The organism is Olleya sp. UBA1516, assembly GCF_002323495.1.
GTDB lineage: Bacteria > Bacteroidota > Bacteroidia > Flavobacteriales > Flavobacteriaceae > Olleya.
The window spans coordinates 35,805-60,813 of sequence record NZ_DCQO01000010.1 but is presented as its reverse complement, the minus strand read 5'-3'; the positions used below and the strand labels follow the sequence as shown (position 1 = coordinate 60,813).

The 25,009-nt window shown below is 33.2% G+C and carries 19 protein-coding genes; 7 read left to right on the top strand and 12 right to left on the bottom strand.

Annotation, left to right across the window (positions count from 1 at the left end; translation table 11 throughout):
• Positions 1-3,672 (bottom strand): PKD domain-containing protein (locus tag B2989_RS06880; protein WP_292946378.1); only part of this gene is annotated, 3,672 nt, incomplete at its 3' end.
• A gap of 42 nt (positions 3,673-3,714) precedes the next feature.
• Positions 3,715-4,188 carry a hypothetical protein gene (locus tag B2989_RS06875; RefSeq protein ID WP_292946376.1) on the bottom strand — a complete coding sequence of 158 codons (474 nt, stop codon included), beginning with the start codon at positions 4,186-4,188 and terminating at the stop codon, positions 3,715-3,717.
• 195 nt (positions 4,189-4,383) lie between these two features.
• On the opposite strand from B2989_RS06875, the gene folE reads away from it, so the two are divergent.
• The 5 genes from folE (at position 4,384) to B2989_RS06850 (ending at position 8,453) form a co-directional block, all read left to right on the top strand.
• Positions 4,384-5,061: a GTP cyclohydrolase I FolE gene (gene folE, locus B2989_RS06870; RefSeq protein WP_292946374.1), complete on the top strand. Its 678-nt coding sequence runs from the start codon at positions 4,384-4,386 to the stop codon at positions 5,059-5,061.
• Positions 5,062-5,071: 10 nt separating this feature from the next.
• Positions 5,072-6,556, top strand: a complete 1,485-nt coding sequence (gene cysS, locus B2989_RS06865) for a cysteine--tRNA ligase (RefSeq protein ID WP_292946372.1) — start codon at positions 5,072-5,074, stop codon at positions 6,554-6,556.
• A 40-nt stretch (positions 6,557-6,596) separates the two neighbouring features.
• The gene (gene yidD / locus B2989_RS06860; protein WP_292946370.1) at positions 6,597-6,818 is read left to right on the top strand and encodes a membrane protein insertion efficiency factor YidD; all 222 of its coding nucleotides are present in this window, start codon (positions 6,597-6,599) and stop codon (positions 6,816-6,818) included.
• A 199-nt stretch (positions 6,819-7,017) separates the two neighbouring features.
• Positions 7,018-7,947: a prolipoprotein diacylglyceryl transferase gene (gene lgt / locus B2989_RS06855; protein ID WP_292946368.1), complete on the top strand. Its 930-nt coding sequence runs from the start codon at positions 7,018-7,020 to the stop codon at positions 7,945-7,947.
• Positions 7,947-8,453: a DUF192 domain-containing protein gene (locus B2989_RS06850; RefSeq protein WP_292946366.1), complete on the top strand. Its 507-nt coding sequence runs from the start codon at positions 7,947-7,949 to the stop codon at positions 8,451-8,453. The genes lgt and B2989_RS06850 overlap by 1 nt, the downstream gene beginning before the upstream one ends.
• Before the next feature lie 478 nt (positions 8,454-8,931).
• On the opposite strand, the gene secDF is transcribed toward B2989_RS06850, so the two are convergent.
• The 8 genes from secDF to asnB form a co-directional block, all read right to left on the bottom strand.
• Positions 8,932-11,943, bottom strand: coding sequence for a protein translocase subunit SecDF (gene secDF / locus B2989_RS06845; RefSeq protein ID WP_292946364.1), 3,012 nt, complete (start codon positions 11,941-11,943; stop codon positions 8,932-8,934).
• A 145-nt stretch (positions 11,944-12,088) separates the two neighbouring features.
• Entirely contained in the window at positions 12,089-12,679 is a 591-nt protein-coding gene (locus B2989_RS06840; RefSeq protein WP_292946362.1) for a hypothetical protein, read from the bottom strand.
• A 122-nt stretch (positions 12,680-12,801) separates the two neighbouring features.
• Positions 12,802-13,452, bottom strand: coding sequence for a DUF4412 domain-containing protein (locus B2989_RS06835; protein ID WP_145000837.1), 651 nt, complete (start codon positions 13,450-13,452; stop codon positions 12,802-12,804).
• Positions 13,453-13,550: 98 nt separating this feature from the next.
• Positions 13,551-14,477: a malate dehydrogenase gene (gene mdh, locus B2989_RS06830; protein ID WP_145000839.1), complete on the bottom strand. Its 927-nt coding sequence runs from the start codon at positions 14,475-14,477 to the stop codon at positions 13,551-13,553.
• A 92-nt stretch (positions 14,478-14,569) separates the two neighbouring features.
• Positions 14,570-15,583 carry a DUF6588 family protein gene (locus B2989_RS06825; RefSeq protein WP_292946358.1) on the bottom strand — a complete coding sequence of 338 codons (1,014 nt, stop codon included), beginning with the start codon at positions 15,581-15,583 and terminating at the stop codon, positions 14,570-14,572.
• 52 nt (positions 15,584-15,635) lie between these two features.
• The gene (locus B2989_RS06820; protein WP_292946356.1) at positions 15,636-16,607 is read right to left on the bottom strand and encodes a DUF6588 family protein; all 972 of its coding nucleotides are present in this window, start codon (positions 16,605-16,607) and stop codon (positions 15,636-15,638) included.
• Positions 16,608-16,698: 91 nt separating this feature from the next.
• Positions 16,699-18,648 (bottom strand): DNA topoisomerase (ATP-hydrolyzing) subunit B, encoded by a 1,950-nt coding sequence (gene gyrB, locus B2989_RS06815; protein WP_145000845.1) that lies wholly within the window; start codon positions 18,646-18,648, stop codon positions 16,699-16,701.
• A gap of 302 nt (positions 18,649-18,950) precedes the next feature.
• Positions 18,951-20,624, bottom strand: a complete 1,674-nt coding sequence (gene asnB, locus B2989_RS06810; protein WP_292946353.1) for an asparagine synthase B — start codon at positions 20,622-20,624, stop codon at positions 18,951-18,953.
• A gap of 192 nt (positions 20,625-20,816) precedes the next feature.
• Between asnB and B2989_RS06805 the strand changes: the two genes are divergently transcribed.
• Positions 20,817-22,094: a YCF48-related protein gene (locus B2989_RS06805; RefSeq protein WP_292946351.1), complete on the top strand. Its 1,278-nt coding sequence runs from the start codon at positions 20,817-20,819 to the stop codon at positions 22,092-22,094.
• Here B2989_RS06805 and B2989_RS06800 read toward each other — a convergent pair whose 3' ends face one another.
• Both B2989_RS06800 and B2989_RS06795 read right to left on the bottom strand, forming a co-directional pair.
• On the bottom strand, positions 22,095-22,643 hold the full coding sequence (locus tag B2989_RS06800) for an HNH endonuclease (protein WP_292946348.1): 549 nt from the start codon (positions 22,641-22,643) through the stop codon (positions 22,095-22,097).
• 65 nt (positions 22,644-22,708) lie between these two features.
• Positions 22,709-23,338 carry a 7-carboxy-7-deazaguanine synthase QueE gene (locus B2989_RS06795; protein WP_145000853.1) on the bottom strand — a complete coding sequence of 210 codons (630 nt, stop codon included), beginning with the start codon at positions 23,336-23,338 and terminating at the stop codon, positions 22,709-22,711.
• Positions 23,339-23,443: 105 nt separating this feature from the next.
• Here B2989_RS06795 and B2989_RS06790 point away from each other — a divergent pair, with 105 nt between their 5' ends.
• On the top strand, positions 23,444-24,973 hold the full coding sequence (locus tag B2989_RS06790) for a helicase HerA-like domain-containing protein (protein WP_292946344.1): 1,530 nt from the start codon (positions 23,444-23,446) through the stop codon (positions 24,971-24,973).
• The last annotated feature ends 36 nt before the right edge of the window (positions 24,974-25,009 follow it).

Genomic DNA, 25,009 nt, shown 5'->3' with positions numbered 1-25,009 from the left:
TGTGAAGACTCCAAAGCCATCACTATCTGGATCACAATACTCTAAAGCGGTTGGTGTAAATGCTACTGGTGCTTGTACAACATCTAATTGTAAAGTCGTTGTTGTAAAACAGCCTGTAGTCACATCTTCTACTCTTACATAAACTATTTGTGGGTTAGAAATGTTTGTATATGGTATGGCTAATGGACTAGTTTCTGTTTCTGCATCTAATTGCGTTAGGTAATAACTTACCGCGTAGTCTGGGTTACCTCCACTAATCTCATTGTTTTTAATACTTAAATCTATACTTGTAAATCCGTCTGGTGTACCATCATCACAAACTTCTAATGGTGTTGGTGTTACTGCTGTAGGTTCAGGAAAAGATGTAATAGATTGATTAGTTGTAGTCGGACAAGGTCCATTTGTAGTGTAATCAACGCTATAAGTTGTATTTGGATTACCTCCAGAAATTAAACCTGTAGCCGCATCTAACATAGCGCTATCACCTGCTGCTGGTGGTATATTAAATGCAAACGTACCTCCTGATAAACCATCTACTGTAGCTATAGCACCATCACATGTTGGCACATAACTAAATGACGAATCATCTGCAGCCAAAACATTTAATACTTGTGTACTTGAGTCGATACAAGCTCCAGCTGTTGTATATAATATAGTATAGCTTGCGCCTGGAGTTGCAAAAGTAACTGTTCCTGTAGCTGCATCAATAACTGCTGTATCTGTTACAGGAGTATCAAAAGAAAATGTTCCGCCTGGAGTAGCTACAAAGTCAACAGTTCCACCATTACAATCAGCAATTAATGTAAATGCAGGATCGTCTTGATTTAAAACTGTAATATTTTGGAAACTATTATCTGGACACGGTCCTGATGTAGTATATTCTACAGTATAAGTTACACCTGAAACTCCATTAGTTACCTCTCCTGTTACAGGATCGATAGACGCTCCGTCTGTAACAGCAGGATTAAATGTAAATGTCCCTCCTACATCTCCAATAATGGTAGCTGTACCACCATCACAATTTTCAAAGACAGAGAATGTTGCATCTTCTGTTGGGTAAACAGTAACATCTTGAGTAGAACTAGCAGAACAAACTCCTCCTGTAGTGTATTCCACGGTATAAGTTGTTCCTGGAACACCATTAGTAATAGTTCCTGTCGTTGGATCTATGGTTTCGGTTCCAGTTGGTACTGGGTTAAAAGCAAAAGTACCTCCTGTTGTCGCTATTGTGTCTACCACTGCTCCATCACAAGTAGGCAACATTGTAAACGATGGATCATCCGTCGCTAGCATTGTTAATGACTGATCTGTAGATGAAGGACAAATTCCTGTAGTAGTATATTGAATAGTATAATTTGTACCTACAACACCGTTAGTTACTTCTCCTGTTGCTGGATCTATTGTTGCTCCATCTGCTAAATCCGGATTGAATGAAAATGTCCCTCCTGTTGTTGCAACAGCAGTAACTGTTCCTCCATCACAGGTTGGATCTATAGTAAAAGAAGAATCATCAACAGCATTAACAATCAAATTAAAAACTGGTAAAGGAGAAGCTATATAACACGCATCGTCTCCAATTACTTGAACTCTTACGTATATAGGCTGTGGGTTAACTGTATTTGTATAGTCACTAACTAAAGCTGTACTTGCTATTCCAGCATCTGCATCTGCAAATGACAAATAATAAGTTACCACAAAGCTAGCAGGTGATTGAGTGCCTAATATAGCAGCATTTTGACTTTCTAAATCAAAAGGCTCAAAACCATCATTTGAAGCATCATCACAAACCTCCATATCTGGAGCTGGATTTATATTTGGTTGTGTTGTAATATTTAGTGTAAAAGATTCTACTTCATAACATCCTGAACTCAAATATTCAACTCTTACATAAACAGTTTGAGGTACTCCTAAAACTGCAGACGAAGTATAGTTATTTGGCGTTGCAATTGCTGCTGTGCCAGCCTCTGCATCTGCAAGCGTTTCATAATAAGTAATTACTAAGTCACCAGGAATAGCAGATGGACCTGTTATAGCTGAATCATTTTCAGTTAGATCAAAAATATATGGTGGTGCTCCAGGATTACATAAAAATAAATCGTTTGGTAAACCATTATCAATTTCTGGTAAAACATCAATACACACTACTTCTGTATATTCACAACCAAAGTCATCTGTTGTTCTATAAGTATAACAATGTGTTCCAGCTGTTGTTGGTTGAACAGTAATATCATTTCCTGTCGTACTTGTTATTGATGGATCTGCATCCCAAGCTTCAGAGACTGTGACTGGAGTAAACGATAATTCTGGAGGTTGTAAAGCTGGATCAAATTCAATTCCCCAAGAAAATATGTAACCATTATCAACACTTAAATTATCAATAATTTGAATACACCAATCTCCATTTAACGGACTACCTAATAAAGTATTTAAAGAGCCTTCAGGAAGATAAGTACCAGGTGTGTATGATGCTCCTGGAGGATTAGATCCCGCTGTAATTGTTGGTGCATTTTCTAAAATAACCGTACCACTTGCAGAAAAACAATAATCTGCTCCAACACCTGGTGTTGTTGAGCCATCATCATTAGCACCTCCAAGATAAGTACCACCTCCTCCTGGATATTCTTTTAAAACAGCTACTTGTCCTGTTGGACTAATTATATTAATATCTAAATCTCCTGCAAAAGAGTGTTCCATATTTACACATATAGAAACAATTTGATTTATATCTGTTAAGGTCTGACCTGAGTCATAGCAGTCTACTGTGATACAAGTTTGATAAACAGCTCCTCCACCATCAGGTAAAAAAGTTGTACCACTTATAGGTGGTGTACAATCATTAATAAACTCGGTCGGTGTTACAACACCATTTAATGTTGTTGATTCTCCAAAACAAATCACACTATCTACAGCTTGTGTACCTGTAAAATCTGGCTCTGTACCAACCTGAACAACTTGATTGATCAAATTCGTGTTAGAACAACCTGCAGGGTCTGGATCTGTGTTTGTATCAGTTACATTTAAATTGACAATGTAAACTCCAGGTGTTGCATATGAAAAGGTTGCATTTTCTCCACTGATAAAATTACCGTCTCCTAAATCCCATTCATAAGTAGCACCTGTTCCATCATTTGAAAAAGTTGCACTTCCGTTTAATGTAATATCTTCACCTGGACATACCCAAATATAACCATCTCCATTTGGAGCTGGCGTTGCACTATCAATTTGAGACACTATGGTTTGACAAGGCTCGTAACAAGCAACTGTCGCTGCCCAACCGGAAGTATTTGCACTTCCATCAGAGGTAAACTCTATTGTTAAACATCCTGTAGGGTTAGTTGGAGTTGCAGAGAACATTCCAGGGTTTGCTGCTGCTCCTCCTCCAGAAAATGTTCCAAAAGGATTTGCAGTAATATCATCTCCATCATATATTGTTAACTCATCTGCATTTAATTGTGTACTAAAAGCAGTAAAATCTAATTGCACTTGTTGTCCAGGAGAATCTGGACAAATCGTTAAAATAAAACTTTCTCCATCTGCATAATTTGCAGAAGGTCCTCCTGAATCATAAAAAACGCCACCACATTGACTGACAGTTGTTGTTTGCATTAAAATATCCTGAGAGAAGGATATAAACGAATTTAAAAATAATAGTGCTAGTAAAAATTTTTTCATTGGTATGTGTTTAAAATACAACGTTAAAAAAAAACGTAAATATTATTTTTTATAGGTTTGTGGTTTAATAATTATAAAAAAATTGGTTCCGTCTATCTTATATATAATAGATCCCATTCTGTAAAACTCTAAATTATACTTTAAAGGATTAAAAGTACTTTTATTAAAAGCAACATCTCTTTTAAGGCTTGGATTATAAATATCAAATAACTCAACTTCTGATAAAAGTGTATACTTATCATCATCCTTTAAATTTGTAATTTCTTTAATTACAATTCTATTACGTAAAAGGTGTTTTAAATTTTTTACTTTTTGAGGCTTACTTAATACGTATGCATCTAATTTATCTTGATACACTTCCTTTATCATTGACAACTCTTGAGCTGTTAATGGTGCATCTACATTTTTACCAAATTTAACTAATTGTGTATTTTGTTTTTTCTGAGTTTGAGCTATTCCGTTTTGTGTAAACATCACAAATCCAAATAAAAGGGGTAAGAAGATTCTAAGAGTCATTGTTTATAAGATAAAATTAAGTGGGAAAATTAAGAAAATTTTAATAAAGTAAATGTTAATATGGGTATCTAATTCTGTTTTTTATGATTTATAATAGTATAACAGCTATAATTAATAAATACCTACCCTTATTCAAATTTATTTATTGTTTATCTTTGCAAACTATTTTAAACACCTTTTACAGACTTTATTTAAATGAAGATTGACAACAATATAGATAATACAGATGCTATCGGAGAAAACCACATTAGCACTAATCACGATACGCCTTTAAGAGATGATGCTTTTGAATTATCAGACGCTGATAAAATTGATAGCATAAAAAAAGATGTAACAAATATTTTACAAACATTAGGTTTAGATCTTACTGACGATAGTTTAAAAGGAACACCTAATCGTGTAGCTAAGATGTTTGTTAACGAAATTTTTGGTGGGCTTCATCCTGACAAAAAGCCAAAAGCTTCAACTTTTGATAATAAATACCAATATGGAGAAATGCTTGTAGAAAAAAACATTACTGTTTATTCTACCTGTGAGCATCACTTACTACCAATAGTAGGTCGTGCACACGTAGCATACATATCTAACGGAACCGTTGTTGGTTTATCTAAAATGAATCGTATTGTAGATTATTATGCTAAACGACCTCAAGTACAAGAGCGTTTAACAATCCAGATAGTAAAAGAGTTACAAAAAGCTTTAGGCACTGAAGATGTTGCTTGCGTTATCGATGCTAAGCACTTATGTGTAAATTCTAGAGGAATTAGAGATATTGAAAGCAGTACAGTAACCTCAGAATTTGGAGGACAATTTAAAAAGAAAGCAACAAGACGCGAATTTTTAGATTACATCAACTTAGAAACAAAATTTTAGAAAAACAGTAATGGAACTTTACAAACAACAACACATAAAAATATATAATTCGCTTTCTGGCGAAAAAGAGAATTTTAAAGCTATTAACGATGGTTATGTTGGTATGTACGTTTGTGGTCCTACTGTATATAGTAATGTACATTTAGGTAATGTCAGAACATTTATGTCTTTTGATGTTATTTTTAGATACCTAAAACACCTAGGATATAAAGTACGTTACGTTAGAAACATAACAGACGCTGGACATTTAGAAAATGATGCAGATGTTGGAGAGGACAGAATTGCTAAAAAAGCAAGACTAGAAGAGATTGAGCCAATGGAAGTCGTGCAACGTTACACGGTAGATTTTCATAATATATTAAACACCTTCAATTTTCTTCCTCCAAGTATAGAGCCTACAGCTACTGGACATATTATTGAGCAAATAGAACTAATAAAAACCATCATAGATAATGGTTTTGGATATGAAGTAAATGGCTCTGTATATTTTGATGTCCATAAATATAACCAAACCAATAATTACGGAATTTTAAGTAAGCGTAAGTTAGAAGACTTAATCCATAATACTAGAGAACTAGAAGGACAATCAGACAAGAAAAATCCTCAAGATTTTGCACTTTGGAAAAAAGCCGAACCAACACATATCATGCGTTGGCCTTCTCCTTGGAGTGATGGATTTCCTGGATGGCATTTAGAATGTACAGCAATGAGCACCAAATACTTGGGAGAGCATTTTGACATACATGGTGGCGGAATGGATTTAAAATTTCCACATCACGAATGTGAGATTGCACAAAACCAAGCTGCCAAAGGAAAAACACCTGTTAACTATTGGATGCATGCCAACATGCTAATCATGAACGGTAAAAAAATGGCAAAATCTACAGGTAACTTTATATTACCAACCGAGATTTTTACAGGTGAAAACAAAAACATCACCAAAGCATTTACACCAAGTGTCGCTAGATTTTTTATGCTGCAAGCACATTACAGAAGTATTTTAGACTTTACAAATGATGGGTTATTAGCTAGCGAGAAAGGCTACAACAGATTAATGGAGGCTATTAGCCAATTAGAAGATTTAAAAACATCAGACAATACAACGTTAAACATTGCAGCATGGACGCAAAAATGTTACGATGCCATGAATGACGATTTTAATACACCTATCCTAATTGCTAATTTATTTGAAGGTGTAAAATACATCAACCAAATAAAAGAAGGCACAGAGACTATTACTACAAAAGATTTAGAAGATTTTAAAAACACAATCAACGCTTTTGTATACGACATATTAGGATTAAAAAATGACAAAACTAATGCTGCAAACGGAACAGATAAACTATCTGGAGCAGTACAATTATTAATAAAACTACGTCAAGAAGCCAGAATTAATAAAGATTTTGCACTGTCAGATCAAATCAGAGACGAACTAGCAGAAGCTGGCATACAACTTAACGACGGTAAGGAAGGCACAACCTTTTCTACCAATTAAAACTAATTAAGTCCTTTCGGTAAGAGAGGACTTTTTTATTATGAAAAAAATAATATTAACTCCATTTCTATTTTTAATCAAGGTTTATCAAACCCTAATTTCTCCATTTACACCAGCCACTTGCAGGTACCAACCAACCTGCTCACATTACACCAAAGAAGCCCTATTAAAACACGGTTTATTAAAAGGACTAAAACTAAGCATAAAACGTATTTTAAGCTGTCATCCTTGGGGAGGAAGCGGTTACGACCCTGTACCATAAATACATTTTTTTAAATTTGGGCGTTTTAACAGGCTGTCCGTTATATCTTTTTTAAGAAAAATAAAAAAGGATGCCACTTCCATCCTTAACGCACTTGCGCCAAGAATTAGCACAAACATTAATTTATTGCTAAACCTTTGTCAAGTAATTCTAATAAATAAAGCATAAATACTATATTTACACTTACAAAAATTAAACTATGTACTTACTTAAATTCGATTGGAATCCTTTAACTGGAATCGATATTATCGGAAATTTTAAAATTCATTTTTACAGTGTCATGTGGATTGCTGCGTTTGTTATTGGACATGCCATAATGAAACGTATTTTTAAACGTGAAAAAATAAATATAGAATTTTTAGACCCATTATTTATTTACACTGTTTTAGCAACCATGTTAGGTGCGCGTTTAGGACATGTCATTTTTTACCAACCAGAACTAATTACCCAAGACCCATTAAGTGTTTTATTACCCTTTAAATTTAACGGTGGATTCGAGTTTACCGGTTTTCAAGGATTAGCTAGTCATGGTGCTGCAATTGGTATAATCATAGGAATGATATTATATCGTCGCAAATACAACTACAAATCCTTAATGTGGATTTTAGATCGCATTGTAATACCTGTAGCGTCTGGAGCAGTTTTTATTAGAATAGGTAACTTTATAAATTCCGAAATTATTGGAAAAGTAACAGACTCTGATTTAGGTGTTAGATTTGTGCAAGAGTATTATAATAAGTATGAGATTGTACAAAAAACAGGAATTAAAGACGTAAAAAAGGCATACGCATCTATAACAGACAATCCTAACATGTCAGAGTTATTAAACGCTATACCTTATAGACATGCTGCACAGTTATACGAGTCGTTTTGCTACATATTTGTATTTTTAATTTTATGGTTTGTATATACTAAAACAACTAAAAAAGATCAAACAGGATTTTTATTCGGATTATTTTTAATATTACTATGGAGTGTTAGATTTTTTGTCGAGTTTGTTAAAGAGCCACAAGGAGAAGAGTTTATTAATTGGTTTGGACTTAACACAGGACAATGGTTAAGTATCCCATTTATATTAATTGGATTATATTTTATGTTTTTATTTAAACCAAAAACAAGTATCAAATAATGAGAAATTTAAAAAACTATACGACTTTACTTTTTAGCTTAGTTTTACTTGTAAGCACTACGTCTTGTAAAAAAGAACAGGAAGCTATTGCTCCTGTTGAAGTAAACTTTAAAAAGGAAGGAGAGTTAACTTTGTTTAAAGGGACTACAGATACTATTATTAAGGTTTTTAATATAGAGATTGCTAAAACAGATTACGAAATCCAAACTGGGTTGATGTATCGTGATAGCATGAAAGATGATCAAGGTATGTTGTTTGCTTTTAATGACGTGCAAATGCGATCATTTTACATGAAAAACACGCGTATACCATTGGACCTTATCTTTTTTGATCATAATAAAACTATTGTTAGTTTTCAGGAAAACGCAAAACCTATGGATCAAAGCAGCTTACCATCTAACACTCCTGCACAATTTGTGCTAGAGGTTAATGCAGGAACTGCACAAAAACTTTTACTTGACGTAGGAGATAAAATGGATTACTTTGAGTATATGCTAGAAAAATAAAATCATTATTTTTAGATATAAAAAGCCTAATTGCAACTTTTACAATTAGGCTTTTTTTGTGCTTATATTTTAGGTTATAAGATATTACATTACTAACCATATCTATTTAAAACATGACTAATACAACACTATACAAACTAATTACGCATGATAGTGCTTAAGACTGTAAGTGGTTTAAAGCTTTAATTGATAATACACTATTATGGTTTAGTCATTAGTTTAAACTTTAGTATTGGTTTAATGTAGGTCTGCGTTTGCGTTAAGGATTGATGTGGAAATCCTTTTTGTGAGGCACGAGCAAAAAGATTGTAACGGAAAGCCTGACGCACTTTTGCTACTAAAAGCAAATGTGGGTAACGCCCAAAAAAATTATATTAATTGATTTATAAAGATTCCTTCGCAATACGCGTAACGACACAAAACAAAAAAGCCTTTCTAAATTAATAGAAAGGCTTTTTTTATAATGTTTAGTTTGTGACTACTTTACTACTGTTTCGTCAACTACTACTTCTTTCTTTTTTAATGCATCTGCTGCATTTCCTTTTTTAACAAAGTCAAACATGATTGGCGTTGCTATAAATAAAGATGAGTAAGTACCTACTACTACACCAATTATTAATGCAAACATGAATCCTCTGATTGAGTCTCCACCAAAAATAAAGATTGCTAATAATACTACTAAAGTAGTTAAAGACGTATTTAATGTACGACTTAATGTACTGCTTAATGACGTATCAATTACTTTATTAAATGGCCAGTCAGTATGCTCGTTAAAAAACTCACGAATTCTATCAAATACTACAACCGTATCATTTAATGAGTATCCAATTACTGTAAGGATTGCTGCAATAAATGCTTGGTCAATTTCCATTGAGAATGGCATAAACTTGTATGTTAAAGAGAATACTCCTAATACGATGATAACATCATGGAATACTGCTGCTACTGCACCAAGTGAGAATTGCCATCTCTTGAAACGGAATAAGATATATAAGAACACAACTACTAATGATCCTAAAACTGCCCAGAAAGAGGCTTGCTTAATATCATCTGCAATTGATGGACTTACTTTGTATTGATCCATAATACCTACTTGCTTGTTAGCTTTAGATAGGTCTTTAAAATCTTCAAACGATACTCCTTTTAAGTAAGGTTGTAATGCATCGTACATTTTAACTCTAACTTCTTCGTCAATTTCGTTTGCTGTTTCGTTAATCTTATACTTAGTCGAAATTTTTAAGTTATTATCGTCTCCAACAGTTTTTACTGTAGCACTTCCAAATACCTCTTGAGAGGCTAAAAGACCTTCAATCTCTACTGCACTTACTGGCTCAGCAAATCTAACTTGTGTTGTACGTCCTCCAACAAAGTCAATACCTTGATCTAATCCGTTTGTAAATAAAGATCCTAAACTTACTACTAATGCTACTGCAGAAATAATGTAAGCTACTTTACGTTTTGTAAGGAACGCGATATTAATGTTTCTGAATAAGTTTTTAGTTAATCCAGTTGAGAAGTCTAATTTACCACCTCTGTTAGCATACCAATCTACTAATAATCTAGTGATAAAGATTGCTGTAAATAAAGATGTTCCAATACCTATTAATAAAGTAGTTGCAAATCCTTTAATTGGTCCTGTACCAAAAACAAATAAGATTAATGCAGTTAAACCTGTTGTAATGTTGGCATCCAAAATAGATGATAATGCATTACTAAATCCATCTTGAATTGCTGACTTCTGGTCTTTTCCTTTTGATAGTTCTTCTCTGATACGCTCAAAGATAAGTACGTTTGCATCCACAGACATACCGATTGTTAAAACGATACCTGCAATACCTGGAAGTGTTAACACTGCTCCAATACCTGATAATACTCCAAAAATTAATAAGATGTTAAATAACATTGCGATGTCTGCAAATAATCCTGCTTTACCATAGTAAAATGCCATCCAAATTAAAACTAATGCTAATGCAATACCAAATGACATTGTACCACTTTCAATAGCTTCTTGACCTAAAGAAGGTCCAACTATACTACTTTGAATAATCTCTGCACGAGCTGGTAATTTACCTGCACGTAACACGTTTGCTAAATCCGTAGCCTCACTTAATTTAAAGCTTCCAGAAATCTCTGTGCTACCTCCTGCAATTGGTCCAGAAGATGATGTAGGTGCAGAATATACTGTGTTATCTAAAACAACAGCAATTTGACTTTGAGTTTTAAAAGCATCACCTGTCATTTTTTCCCAGATTTTTGCTCCTTTACTATTCATTTGCATGCTAACTACAACCTTGTTTGCTTGGTTGTAAGATTGACGTGCATCTGTAACTACTGCTCCATTTAATGGTGGTTCATTATCTCTGTTTCCATTTAATACAAATAGGTCAACTAACTCACTGTCTTCAGCTGGCTTACCAAATAAAAATTTAGTGTATTTTAATTCTGATGGTAATAATGCCACAACTTCTGGCATAGCTAAATAGCTTAATACCTTGTCTTTATCTTCAATATTAAACTGTGCTAAAGTTGCTCCAAAACCAGGACCTGCAATTAGATCTAATAATGGGTTAACTTCATTTACTGTTTCGTTTTCTTCACCTGTAAGCGCAGCGATAGCTTTCTCTTCATCAGTCATTTCTGTATCTGCAGCAGGAGTTTCTCCTTCTGTAGTTTTAGTTTCAAGCTTTGCTTTTAATACATCGTTAGCTTGAACTAAAAATTGATTAAACTGCTCTGCTTTTAATCCTTCCCAAAACTCTAATTGTGCAGTAGTAGTAATTAACTCTGTAGCACGTGCTACATCTTTAACACCTGGTAATTCTAATAATACACGTCCTGAGTTACCTAAACGTTGGATGTTTGGAGATGTTACACCAAACTCATCAATACGCTTACGTAATACTTCAAAAGCAGAAACAATAGACTCGTCTACTTTAGTTGCTAATACAGCTTTAGCATCACTATCTGACATGTTTAAATCAATCTCTCCAACTAAAGATCTGTTAGCAAAAATATCTGGAGATGCTAGTTTTTTGTCTCCTTTGATTGCATCAAATGCAGTAAAGAAGTCATCTAAATATGTATTTTGACTATCTTTTTGCATTTCGTCAGCATCATCTAATGCTTTTCTAAATGTAGGATCCTTACTCTCGTTAGATAATCCCATTAATAAGTCTCTTACAGAGATTTGAAGTATTGCCTCTAAACCTCCTCTAAGGTCAAGACCTAACTTCATTGAGTTTTGCTTAACGTCTCCATAAGTGTTTCCTAAAAATACACTTTCTTTTGATGTTGCTAACGAGTCTAAATACTTAGTAGCATACTCGCTTACTTGGTTTTTACGGTCATCTGCTGAAGCGTCAATTTTGCTTTCAGCTACTTGTGCTGCATTGTTTTCAATCGCATTATTTTTAAATGTGAAAGACAATTGGTAAATACTTACCAATCCAAACAATACTGCAAATAGTTTTACTAATCCTTTATTTTGCATGGTTTTGTTTATTTAATCAAATTTTTAATCGCGCAAATATATAGTTTACACGAAGATTTGACAATTATTTTTAATGGTTTAAAATGAATTGTTTAACGCCTAAATAGCAAGTACTATATAGCGAAAAATGTTTTACTAGAAAAGATTAAGCTTGTGGTCCTGCTCTACCTTCTGGAATATTGAAGTTTCCTTTATCTATACTAATAGAGTTATTAGTATTTACTTTTGGAGTTACTTTTACAGGACTGGTTAATTGTAATATATTTTCTGTTATCCCAGAAAATGATAGCACTACCTGTGATGCTCTAGTATACTCTTGTTTTGCTTCTACTATAAACTTTCCGTCAAAACCAACTCCTGATTGTGTGTTGGTTTTAATTTCAAAAACATCTACGTTATAACCATTATCTAAAGGACTATTTGGGAGATTTTCTTTACCGCTATTGTAGATTAGTTTTTCTTTTAATAAAAAAGATTTCACCTCAGTTATTGCTATATCGCTATAATAGGTGATTTTTAAAATTCCATTTTGCTCAAAAACTTGTGTGTTTTTTACACCAATATTTTCAAGTTGCGCTTTTATAGCATGTATTGCTTTTTCTGTCTGAGAAACAGTTGCTTGATTATCGGAAAATTGAAATACAATTTGTTGGTTAGGTACAGTGATTTGTTGTTGACTAACAACAAAAAATGTAAGCGCAGTGATTACAATGCCAAAGTACCATTTAGACTTCATGTGCCAAATATAAAAAATAAGACTTTATTAGTATAGTCTTTAAGTCATTAAATAAACTTTTAAAGCAAAAAAAAGAGTGACTTTTTAAGGTCACTCTTTTAAATATTTAAAAAATGTAATTATTACATTCCTTCCATTAACTCATATCCTTCTGGAGGCGTCATAGAAAACTTATCATCTGCAACAGTTTCTTTTTTAACTTCTGTTACTTCATAAGTCATTGACATATCCATACCAGCTTGATTTACATTAATATTCATTAATAATGGAAATCCTTTAAAATCCTCTCCAAACTCTACAGTCTGTTGGTTTGCAGCAACAATAGCTTCAGTAGTATAAACATCCATTTTCATGTCAACACCATCTTGATTCATTACAACGTTATACTCTTGACACTCGTAACCTAAGATAGTCTTAGTTTCGTCACCTTTAGTGATTTTAACATCAGACTTATCAGGAGATTCTGCTATATCTGTTAACGAATACATTTTACCCATCATTGGGTTATTAAGTAAAGTTAACATCTTTTTAGATTGTGTATCAATAATAGAAACGGTTTCTCCAGACATTGGATTGTTAGTTTCTGATCTTGTTTTGTCTGCTTTAAAATAAGTAACAATAGCAATATCGCCAATCATAGCAAACTGCTCATTCATTTGTTCATTACTACTTGACATTGTCATTTTAGAAGACACTACACCTTCTGTAATCTGCTCTTGAGCAACCATAGACAAACTAAAAGTTGCCACTAATAAGAATACTAATTTTTTCATTTTTGTAAAATTTGTTAAGGTTAATTAAAATTTATGTTGTTTTTACTTATTATAGGCAATTACCTTGCCATAACAAATTTTACAACTGGTACTAAAAATTAAAGTTCTAATAATCCGTTTGTTGCAGATACACCTTTTGCACTTTCTTGCATGTGTGCTTTTTCTGCATCACTAAGGTTTATCTCTACAATTTTTTCGATTCCATTACGACCTAAAATTACAGGAACACCAATACATAAGTCTTTTAATCCGTATTCTCCATCTAATAATACAGAACATGGGAACATTTTTTTCTGGTCACAAGCAATAGCCTGAACTAATCCGCTAACCGCTGCTCCTGGTGCATACCAAGCCGAAGTCCCTAATAATTTAGTTAAAGTTGCTCCTCCTACTTTAGTATCCTCTTTTACTTGGTCTAATCTGTCTTCAGATAAAAACTCAGATACTTTTACACTGTTTCTAGTTGCGTGTGCTGTTAATGGAACCATCCCTTTATCAGAGTGTCCACCAATTACCATACCGTCAACATCGCTAATTGGCGCACCTAAAGCTTCTGCTAATCTGTATTTAAAACGTGCAGAATCTAAAGCTCCACCCATTCCGATAATTCTATTTTTTGGTAAACCTGTAGTTTTGTGTACTAAATAAGTCATTGTATCCATTGGATTACTAACAACTATGATTATTGTATCTGGTGAGTTTTTAATTAAACTAGCTGATACTGTTTTAACTATTCCTGCATTAATCCCAATTAACTCTTCACGAGTCATCCCTGGTTTTCTAGGAATACCAGAAGTAATAACGCAAATATCACTACCTGCAGTTTGACTATAGTCATTAGTTACACCTGTTATTTTTGTATCAAAACCGTTTAAAGAGGCTGTTTGCATTAAATCCATTGCCTTACCTTCCGCAAAACCTTCTTTAATGTCTAATAAGACAACTTCTGATGCAAAGTTTTTAATGGCAATATATTCTGCACAACTTGCTCCAACTGCTCCTGCTCCAACTACTGTTACTTTCATATGTATTTTGTATTTAAAAAATTAATTGTGTTTGTTTTAAGTTTTACAAAATTAACATTTTAAAATTACTTTTTATTAAGAAAATAATAATTCTAGAACATGAAATTAATTCCAAGAGATGCTGTGTCAAAATCTGCTAAGGTATAAGATGCATTTATGCCAAAAAATCCTGCCTTCACATTTGCACCAAGTGTTGCTGTCACTCCGTTTGTTTTAGAGTCTACTGAAAAAGGATCAACAATTTCTTCTGAAAATAAAATACCATCAGACACTCTGTATGTACCCAATAAATCAGTTTCTGATGTTGCACTTAAGTAACCTACTGCACCATAAAAGTTTAAAACCTTAAAATTTGTTCCTGCTATTAACTGAAACAATAAACTGTTAACATTGGTTTGTACTTGTTGATTTTCGCCATCCACTACTTCAGTATTTGTAAAATCATAATTTGCGTCTAAATGAGTGTACGATACTAAACCTGATATGGCTAACGGAAAATTACTGTCTTCTGGTAACCAGGTGGTAAATTCTTGCTGTATACCAACACCATACAATCCTATCTTAACGTCTTCTGTTTCTACTTTTGGAAAAAGTCGACCTTTGATTTGTGTCCCTTCAAACAATGCAAAACTACCTTGCAAAAAAGCTGTTGGAATTAAATCTACATTTGATGATCCAATTCCTGTTGGTAAAGTCAATTCTACTTCTTGATTTCCAAATATTGGATCTTGATAGGTTACCAAAACAGTAACCTCTGGATCATTATGGCCTAATGCTGTAGCTACATTTTTTGAAGGACTATTGTCTGGAAATCTAATGTTTTCGAAATCAGAAACATTTAAATTAAAACTTTTATTTTCATCTTTAATAAAAGAAGTATTACCAACAATAGACAATTCAAAACTATACTTTTTAGGGGTTTTTGCATTGTTAAACCAACCCGAACTTATACCATAAGCCAATCCATTTGTGGCTGGTAATAAATAGCTTTCAGAGAAGGTTTTTGCATCATCAACACCTGCTGCTAACAAATCGTTTAAATTTTGCTGAGCGACATTGCTTTGAGAAAAAAGTATTAAACTTATTACTGTAAGTAGTTTTTTCATTTTAAAAATTTTTAATTATACTATATTTTACGATAATTTTGATGAAATGGTTTTAAATAAAATTATAATTTAAACCAATAACAATGTTAGAGTAAGCGCCAAAGGTCAACATTGTATTTATTGAAAAATTATTTAAGTTGTAGTTAACAGACAAATCTGATTTAAAATTTGTTTTACTTTTACTTAACGTTTTTAAACCTGTATTAAGTATATCTAGCAGCAAATCACCTTCTCCTCCAACTTTATAATCAAAATTTGATGTTGTCAAACCCAAGCCTAGTGAGACGTCAAAATTGCTAAAGGTTTTAGATGAAATAAGATTAAACCCATACGATTGACCATCCACTTTTATTGCATTAATCTTACCTATTATTAAGTCTGCTTCGTTAAAATCCTCGTCAACAGAATAATTAGAATACGTTCCTAAAAAAGCAAAATTATAAGTGCTGTTTTTAATTCCGTTAAACCACTGATTTAGATTATGCATTACTCCAAAACCTAACGATTTATATACAGAGCTATTAATTTTAATACTTGGAGCTAACCTGACAATTACATTTGTTTTTTTCCATAAACCAATACTTGCTTGAACTTGACCATGCTGTACTGTATTGGCATTTATACCTTCTGGTGCGTCAAATTCAAAAACCTCATCATTTATTGAGCCTTCTAAAACCACAGTATTATCTCCTCCTAAAGCGGATGGTATTAGTGACGAAGTAGCACTACCCTGAATTCCTATATTTTGAAGTTGTGCTTGGTTTACTAAAAACGTTTTTTGATTATCCGGAATTAGTAACATGTTATATTGAATAGATAACTCTACATCAAATTTATTTTTTGGTTTAACACTAGTATACCATCCTCCAGAAGCCTGAAATACTGATGCATTGGCTGCTGGAGTGATGTATTGATCTGTTAAAAAAATTAAATCTTCGGCTACAGCTTTGACATCTTCAAATTGAGAATAAGCCGAGTTACAAAATACAATTGCAACAATAAATAAAAGCTTTTGCTTTAACATGTTTAAGTTACTTTTAGTTTAGATTTGGGCATAAAAAAAAGGAAACATTTAAAAAAATGTTTCCTTTGCAATATAAAATTATATTTATTATTTAAGCATCGATGTTTGCGTAAATAGCATTTCTCTCAATAAAATCACGACGTGGTGGCACCTCGTCTCCCATTAACATAGAAAATACACGATCAGCCTCAACACCATTATCGATTTGGATTTGACGTAGCGTTCTAAATTCAGGATTCATTGTTGTATCCCAAAGTTGTTCTGCATTCATCTCTCCAAGACCTTTATAACGTTGGATTTTTGCTGACTCTCCAAAATCTTTCATAATAGCAACACGCTCTTCATCTGACCAAGCATATTGTTTTTTAGCTCCTTTTTTAACTAAATATAAAGGAGGAGTTGCAATGTAAATGTGTCCATTTTCAATTAACTCTTTCATAAATCTAAAGAAAAACGTTAAAATAAGTGTTTCAATGTGCGAACCATCAATATCGGCATCACACATGATTACTATTTTGTGGTATCTTAATTTAGAAAGGTTTAATGCCTTACTATCTTCTTCGGTACCTATAGTTACGCCTAAAGCTGTAAAGATATTTTTAATCTCTTCGTTTTCAAACACCTTATGTGTCATTGCTTTTTCAACATTCAAAATCTTACCACGTAATGGTAAAATGGCTTGAAATGCACGATCACGACCTTGTTTTGCAGTTCCACCTGCCGAATCTCCCTCGACTAAGTAAACCTCACACTTTGATGGGTCTTGCTCTGAGCAATCCGATAATTTTCCAGGTAAACCACCTATACTCATTACTGTTTTACGCTGTACCATTTCACGCGCTTTTTGAGCTGCATGTCTAGCTTGGGCTGCAAGAATTACTTTTTGAACAATGATTTTAGCATCATCTGGATGTTCTTCTAAATAATCAGATAACATTTCTGATACTGCCTGACTTACAGATGCAGACACTTCACGGTTACCTAATTTAGTTTTAGTTTGTCCTTCAAATTGTGGCTCTTGTACTTTTACAGATACAATTGCTGTAAGACCTTCACGGAAGTCATCTCCTGCGATATCAAACTTTAACTTGTCTAACATTCCAGACTCGTCAGCATACTTTTTAAGTGTATGCGTTAATCCACGTCTAAAACCTGAAAGGTGCGTACCACCTTCATGTGTATTAATATTATTTACATAAGAGTGTAAGTTTTCTGCATAACTAGTATTATATACCATTGCAACCTCAACAGGTACTCCATTTTTTTCTCCTTCAAAAGAAATCACATCTTTCATTAAAGGCTCTCTGTTTCCGTCTAAAAACTTGATAAACTCTTTAAGACCTTCTTCACTATGAAATGTTTCTCCTTCAAAAGAACCATCTTCTTTAGTAAATCTTTTGTCTACTAAATGGATTGTAATTCCTTTGTTTAAGTATGCCAATTCACGCATTCTACTTGCTAATGTATCGTAATTATACTCTAGCGTTTGTGTAAAAATTGTCGAATCTGGTTTAAAAGTTACAGTTGTACCTCTTTTATCTGTATCACCAATTGCCTTTACAGGATATAAAGATTTACCTCTTTCATATTCTTGTTCCCATATTTTACCGTCTCTATAAACGGTTGCTGTTAGGTGCTCTGATAATGCGTTAACACAACTTACACCAACACCGTGAAGTCCTCCAGAAACCTTATAAGAATCTTTATCAAACTTACCACCTGCACCAATTTTAGTCATTACAACCTCTAATGCAGAAATACCTTCTTTTTTGTGAAGATCTACAGGAATACCACGACCATCATCTTCTGTAGTGATTGAGTTATCCTCGTTAATTGTTACTGTGATATTATCACAATGACCAGCTAAAGCTTCGTCAATCGAGTTATCTACAACCTCATATACTAAATGGTGTAAACCACGTACACCAACATCTCCAATATACATGGAAGGACGCATACGTACATGCTCCATTCCTTCTAGCGCTTGGATACTATCAGCAGAATAATTGTGTTTGTTAAACTCTTCCTTTTTTTCGCTCATATTTATATTATTTATGATCTATTTCTGTTATTAAGGCATAAAAAAAGATGCGATTAGGCATCCTTTTGAATACAAACAAATATACACAATTAAAAACGTTTTTCAAGTGTATTTAAGCGTTGCCCTTAAAAATTATTAACATTTGTTAATTATTAAAAAAGTGTCTTAAAAGGCTTAAAAACCACTTTAAAATAGATTTTGACAATCTTAATTGTTTTTTTAAAGACCAAAAAACACAAAACCTCGCATTTGCGAGGTTTTGAAGCTATTAATATATATACTTTATGCTAATTTTTGTTTAATTAAGATGTAGCATAAGACTTATCATGGACGTTTGCTATTGCACGACCACTTGGCTCATTCATGTTTTTAAAAGCCTCATCCCACTCTAATGCAGTTGCTGTACTACACGCTACACTTGCTTCTTGAGGTACACTTTTTGCTGCTGCATCACTTGGGAAGTGCTCTTCAAAAATAGAACGATAGTAAAACTCTTCTTTGTTTTGTGGTGTTTGTATTGGAAAACGGAATTTAGCATTAGCCATTTGATCATCTGTGACTGCTTCATTAACCACTTCTTTAAGTGTGTCAATCCAATTGTAACCAACACCATCGCTAAATTGTTCTTTTTGTCTCCAAGCGACACTTTCTGGTAACATATCCTCAAAAGCCTTTCGTACTACCCATTTTTCCATACGTTCTCCATTAATCATTTTATCTTGAGGGTTGATGCGCATCGCTACATCCATAAACTCTTTATCCAAAAATGGTACACGTCCTTCAATTCCCCAAGCTGCTAAACTTTTGTTTGCTCTTAAACAATCGTACATGTGTAATTTATCTAGCTTACGCACTGTTTCTTCATGAAATTCTTTTGCATTTGGTGCTTTATGAAAATATAAATAACCTCCAAAAATTTCATCTGCACCTTCTCCAGATAATACCATTTTAATTCCCATAGATTTAATAACTCTAGCCATTAGATACATAGGTGTTGACGATCTTATAGTTGTTATATCATAGGTTTCTATGTTATAAATTACATCTTTAATAGCATCTAAACCTTCTTGGATTGTAAATTTAATTTCATGGTGTACAGTACCAATATGGTCTGCTACTTTTTGTGCTGCAGCTAAATCTGGCGAGCCTTCTAACCCAACAGAGAAGCTGTGCAATTGTGGATACCAAGCATCTGACTGATCATCTGACTCTATACGTTTTTGCGCATATTTTTTTGCAATTGCAGAAGTTACCGAACTATCTAATCCTCCTGAAAGCAAAACACCATAAGGTACATCACTCATTAACTGTCTGTGAACTGCTGCTTCTAAAGCTTCTTTAACTTCAGCAATACTAGTTTCGTTATCTTTTACAGCCTCATAATCACTCCAATCTCTATTATACCATTTTACAAATTCACCATCTTTACTTGACATATAATGTCCTGGAGGAAATAATTCAATTTTGGTACATACACCTTCTAAAGCCTTAAGCTCTGAGGCTACATAAAATGTTCCGTTTTGATCCCAACCAATGTATAATGGGATAATTCCCATGTGGTCACGTGCTATAAAATATTCATCTTTTTCTACATCATAAATTGCAAATCCAAAAATTCCGTTCATTTCATCTACAAAATCAACACCTTTTTCTTGGTACAATGCTAGGATTACTTCACAGTCACTTTGCGTTTGGAAATCATATTTGCCTTCAAATTGCTTACGCAAATCTCTGTGATTGTATATTTCGCCATTTGCAGCTAAAACCAATTTGTTATCAGGACTAAACAATGGTTGTTTTCCTGAAGCAGGATCAACAATTGCTAAACGTTCATGCGCTAAAATAGCTTTATCATCACTATAAATACCTGACCAATCTGGTCCACGATGACGAATAGTTTTAGACATTTCTAACACTTGAGGTCTTAAATCTTCACTTTTTTGTTTTAGGTCGAAAGCACATACAATTCCACACATAATTTTATATTTTAAATTCTTTAATTCTAATTGATGAAGCAAATATTAGCTTTATGTTTCATAATTAAAACACTAAACGTATTAATGCTTACATTTTTACATCATTAAATAGTATTATGTTACAATATATCACTTTTTAGTTAGTTAAAAGTATTCTTAACTTTACAATCTGATAGTTAACCCCAAACCACAATGAGATTATTTGTTCTTTTATTTATTTTATTTAGCTTAAACATAACTGCTCAAGCTACTTGGCAACCATTACCTAATATTACTTCTAACCCTAACAATCAACGTTTTGATGACGTGTTTTTTTTAAATGATAATTTAGGTTGGGCTGCAAATGGCTTTTATGCGTCTGTATACAAAACTACAGATGGTGGTATAACATGGTCAGAACAACTAAATCAAACGGATTTAGGTAGTAGTCATTATTTTAGAAATATTGAATTTTTAAATGAAGACGTAGGCTTTTTAGGCACTTTAAATGGTCTTTTTTACAAAACTACAGATGGTGGTATAACATGGACAACTATAACTAATATAACACCAAATCCAGTTGCTATTTGCGGATTAGATGCTGTTGGAACCTCAACAATTTATGGTTGTGGTGCTTACTTTAGTCCAGCTTTTATAATTAAATCTTCAGATAGTGGTAATAATTGGACATTTATAGACATGTCTGCGTACGCTGATGCTTTAGTAGAAATTTATTTTGAAACTGAAACTATTGGTTATGCTTCTGGAAAAAGTGCAACAGGAGGCATCATTTTAAAAACAATAGATGGCGGAACTTCCTGGACTGAAATATATAACTCCAATATTATTGGAGATTACGTTTGGAAAATACAAGTATTAGAAAACAACCCTAATATTATTTTTGGAGCTGTAGAGTCTACAGCAACCACATTAGGACAATTTATAAAGTCTATTGATGGAGGTTTAACATGGTTTAGTACTAACGCACCAGAAACCCATTTACAGGCAGTTGGATTTACATCCGAAACCCATGGATGGATTGGAGGACACAGCACAGGTTTTTACGAAACCACAGATGGAGGACTAACTTGGACCAACTTAAACATTGGTAATAATTTAAACCGAATATTTGTTACCTCATCAGGTCAAGCTTACGCATCAGGTACTACTATTTACAAATACACAGACCAAACTTTAAATACTGAAGATTTCTCTATACCAGCAAAATCGCCATTACAGGTTACATTACTAAAAAATCCAGTTGAAAGCAATCTTGAATTTTCAATAGATTTTAAAAGTGATGATAATTTATTAATCGAGCTTTATGACGCTAACGGTAGATTTGTCAAACAACTTTCTAGAGAAATAATTAAAACTAATGGTACCCAAAAACAGTATAAATTTCTGGTTACAGACTTAGCAACTGGAATCTATTTCTTGGATTTTCATAATAATAGTGGACGTCAAACAGTTAAGTTTATAAAACAATAGTTACACTTTTACATGTCCCCAATTTTCACCAGTTTTAATACGATGTAATTGCATTTCAGAAACCCCAAATTGTCGCGCTAAAATCTTTAATCTAGTACGTCTATTTGGATCAAAAAGACGCTTTTTAAGTCTAATCACCTCTGTTTCGGTTAATTTAGAGGACGTTATCACTTTTTTTCTAGTAAGATAATGCGGATTTTTAAATTGATGGATTTCCTTTTCACGTTTAGTTGCCCATTTTAAATTTTCGACTGCATTATTACTTTTATCGTAATCTAAGTGGATTACAAATTTTGCGTCTTCTGGTTTATCTAAATGATGTTGTGCAACTAATTTGTGAATATATCTTGCTGTACGCTTGCCATCTTTTTTTATAACAGGAACTGTACTATACCCATTAATAGGGTATTTGTTTTCTATCAAAACATCTACTCCATCTTCAACTTTACTAAGTCGTCCATGGTTTGATATTTTAAAAGACATATTTTCAGAAACATTGTCATCAAATTGGACAGGCTTCCATTTTTCATTGTAAAAATTTCTAATCATAATGTTAAGTTTATAAGGATTACTTACGCTATGATTAATAGCTATAGTTGCAAAATACAACTATTTTACGGAATATTAAGATACTTGTGTGTTTGTAGTGACACTTTCCATTTAGGATTAGCCATAACATAATCTACAATCATTGGTATCATTGTATCACGTTTACTCCATTCTGGTTGTAAATATAAAATACAATCTCCATTAACTTTAGCTGCTTGCGCTTCCGCAAACTTAAAGTCATCTTTATTATAGATAATACATTTTAACTCATGTGCCTTATCATAAACACCTTGAGTAGGCAGTTTCATTTTTTTTGGAGACAAGCAAATCCAATCCCATTGACCAGTTAACTCATAAGCACCAGAAGTTTCTATATGGATTTTACAACCTTCAGCCTTAAGCTTATCGGTTAATGCTGTCATATCCCAAGTTAATGGTTCTCCTCCTGTTACTACTACAGTATCGCTATACTTTTTAGCATTGGCAACTATTACATCTGTACTAGTTGGAGGATGTAAATCTGCATTCCAACTTTCTTTAACATCACACCAATGACAACCAACATCGCAACCACCAATTCTTATAAAATAAGCAGCAGTTCCTTTATGGAAACCTTCACCTTGGATAGTGTAAAACTCTTCCATTAAAGGCAACATTAATCCTTTGTTAACTAAATCTTGTGTCTCTTGCTTCATAGCTTGCAAATATAATCTTATCTAATGGAAAATTTAAGCATTTAAAGTTGAAAGTTTTCAATGATTTACGCTAAGATTAGTATTTTTACATCAAATATTTTTAGAATGAGTAGACAAGACGAATTTTTTAATCATATCACAGAAGGAAACACCTGTAAAGGCGACTACATAACGTTAGGTTCGGCAATGTTAGATGGTCAAACTATAAAAGATGCTTTTGTAAACGTACCATTAAAAACTATGAATAGACATGGTTTGATAGCTGGTGCAACTGGAACTGGTAAAACTAAAACATTACAAGTGTTGGCAGAAAACCTTAGTGATAAAGGGATTCCGGTCTTACTTATGGATATTAAAGGAGATTTAAGTGGTATCGCACAACCTAGTCCTGGACATGCTAAAATTGACGAACGTCATGCAAAAATAGGTTTACCCTTTCAAGCTAAAGGATTTCCTGTTGAAATCATGAGTTTATCCGAACAAAATGGTGTAAGATTACGTGCAACTGTTAGCGAGTTTGGTCCTGTATTACTATCTAGAATTTTGGATCTTACAGACACGCAATCTGGCGTTGTAGCAGTTATTTTTAAATATTGTGACGACAACAAACTACCCTTATTAGATTTAAAAGATTTTAAAAAAATATTACAATATTGCACTAATGAAGGTAAAGCAGAATTTCAGGACGAGTATGGTCGTATCTCTTCTGCATCAACAGGAGCGATTTTAAGAAAAGTTATCGAAATTGAGCAACAAGGAGGTGATTTATTTTTTGGCGAAAAAAGTTTTGAAGTCGAAGATTTATTACGCACCACTAGAGATGGTCGTGGTTACATAAACATTATTAGACTTACAGACATACAAGACAGACCAAAATTATTCTCGACATTTATGTTAAGTTTATTGGCCGAAATATATGAGACTCTACCAGAACAAGGTGACTCTGGGAAACCAGAATTAATCATGTTTATTGATGAAGCGCATTTGATATTTAATGAAGCTTCAAAAGCCTTATTAAATCAAATAGAAAGCATTGTTAAACTAATACGTAGTAAAGGTGTTGGTTTATACTTTGTAACACAAAACCCAACAGATGTACCAGAAGGTGTTTTAAGTCAATTAGGGTTAAAAATCCAACATGCTTTGCGTGCCTTTACAGCAAAAGACAGAAAAGCCATAAAGCTAACTGCACAAAACTATCCAGATACTGAATACTATGATACAGCAGATGTATTAACGTCATTAGGTACTGGAGAAGCGTTAGTGTCTGCTTTAAATGAAAAAGGAAGACCAACACCATTAGCTGCCACAATGATGCGTGCACCAATGAGTAGAATGGATGTGTTAACAGACGTAGAGTTGCAAAACTTATTGGACGACTCCAAGTTGGTTTTAAAATATAACGAAACCATAGATCGTGAAAGCGCGTATGAGCTTTTAAACAAAAAAATAGAAGCTGCTGAAGCCTTACAACTTGAAGAAGATAAAAAAGCTGAAAAAGAAAAAGCTGAAAAACAATCTAGATCAACAACCACTAGAAGACGTAGCACTGCACAAAACCCAATTATCAAAGTATTAACAAGTGCTACATTTATTAGAAGCGTTTTTGGAATTTTAAAACGCGTGATGAAATAATCACTTTTATAAAAAAGAATTTAAAAACAAAATCAT

Coding starts and splice junctions, on each gene's coding strand:
- B2989_RS06875 (WP_292946376.1), bottom strand. CDS start 4,188: ATGACTCTTAGAATCTTCTTACCCCTTTTATTTGGATTTGTGATGTTT.
- folE (WP_292946374.1), top strand. CDS start 4,384: ATGAAGATTGACAACAATATAGATAATACAGATGCTATCGGAGAAAAC.
- cysS (WP_292946372.1), top strand. CDS start 5,072: ATGGAACTTTACAAACAACAACACATAAAAATATATAATTCGCTTTCT.
- yidD (WP_292946370.1), top strand. CDS start 6,597: ATGAAAAAAATAATATTAACTCCATTTCTATTTTTAATCAAGGTTTAT.
- lgt (WP_292946368.1), top strand. CDS start 7,018: ATGTACTTACTTAAATTCGATTGGAATCCTTTAACTGGAATCGATATT.
- B2989_RS06850 (WP_292946366.1), top strand. CDS start 7,947: ATGAGAAATTTAAAAAACTATACGACTTTACTTTTTAGCTTAGTTTTA.
- secDF (WP_292946364.1), bottom strand. CDS start 11,943: ATGCAAAATAAAGGATTAGTAAAACTATTTGCAGTATTGTTTGGATTG.
- B2989_RS06840 (WP_292946362.1), bottom strand. CDS start 12,679: ATGAAGTCTAAATGGTACTTTGGCATTGTAATCACTGCGCTTACATTT.
- B2989_RS06835 (WP_145000837.1), bottom strand. CDS start 13,452: ATGAAAAAATTAGTATTCTTATTAGTGGCAACTTTTAGTTTGTCTATG.
- mdh (WP_145000839.1), bottom strand. CDS start 14,477: ATGAAAGTAACAGTAGTTGGAGCAGGAGCAGTTGGAGCAAGTTGTGCA.
- B2989_RS06825 (WP_292946358.1), bottom strand. CDS start 15,583: ATGAAAAAACTACTTACAGTAATAAGTTTAATACTTTTTTCTCAAAGC.
- B2989_RS06820 (WP_292946356.1), bottom strand. CDS start 16,607: ATGTTAAAGCAAAAGCTTTTATTTATTGTTGCAATTGTATTTTGTAAC.
- gyrB (WP_145000845.1), bottom strand. CDS start 18,648: ATGAGCGAAAAAAAGGAAGAGTTTAACAAACACAATTATTCTGCTGAT.
- asnB (WP_292946353.1), bottom strand. CDS start 20,624: ATGTGTGGAATTGTATGTGCTTTCGACCTAAAACAAAAAAGTGAAGAT.
- B2989_RS06805 (WP_292946351.1), top strand. CDS start 20,817: ATGAGATTATTTGTTCTTTTATTTATTTTATTTAGCTTAAACATAACT.
- B2989_RS06800 (WP_292946348.1), bottom strand. CDS start 22,643: ATGATTAGAAATTTTTACAATGAAAAATGGAAGCCTGTCCAATTTGAT.
- B2989_RS06795 (WP_145000853.1), bottom strand. CDS start 23,338: ATGAAGCAAGAGACACAAGATTTAGTTAACAAAGGATTAATGTTGCCT.
- B2989_RS06790 (WP_292946344.1), top strand. CDS start 23,444: ATGAGTAGACAAGACGAATTTTTTAATCATATCACAGAAGGAAACACC.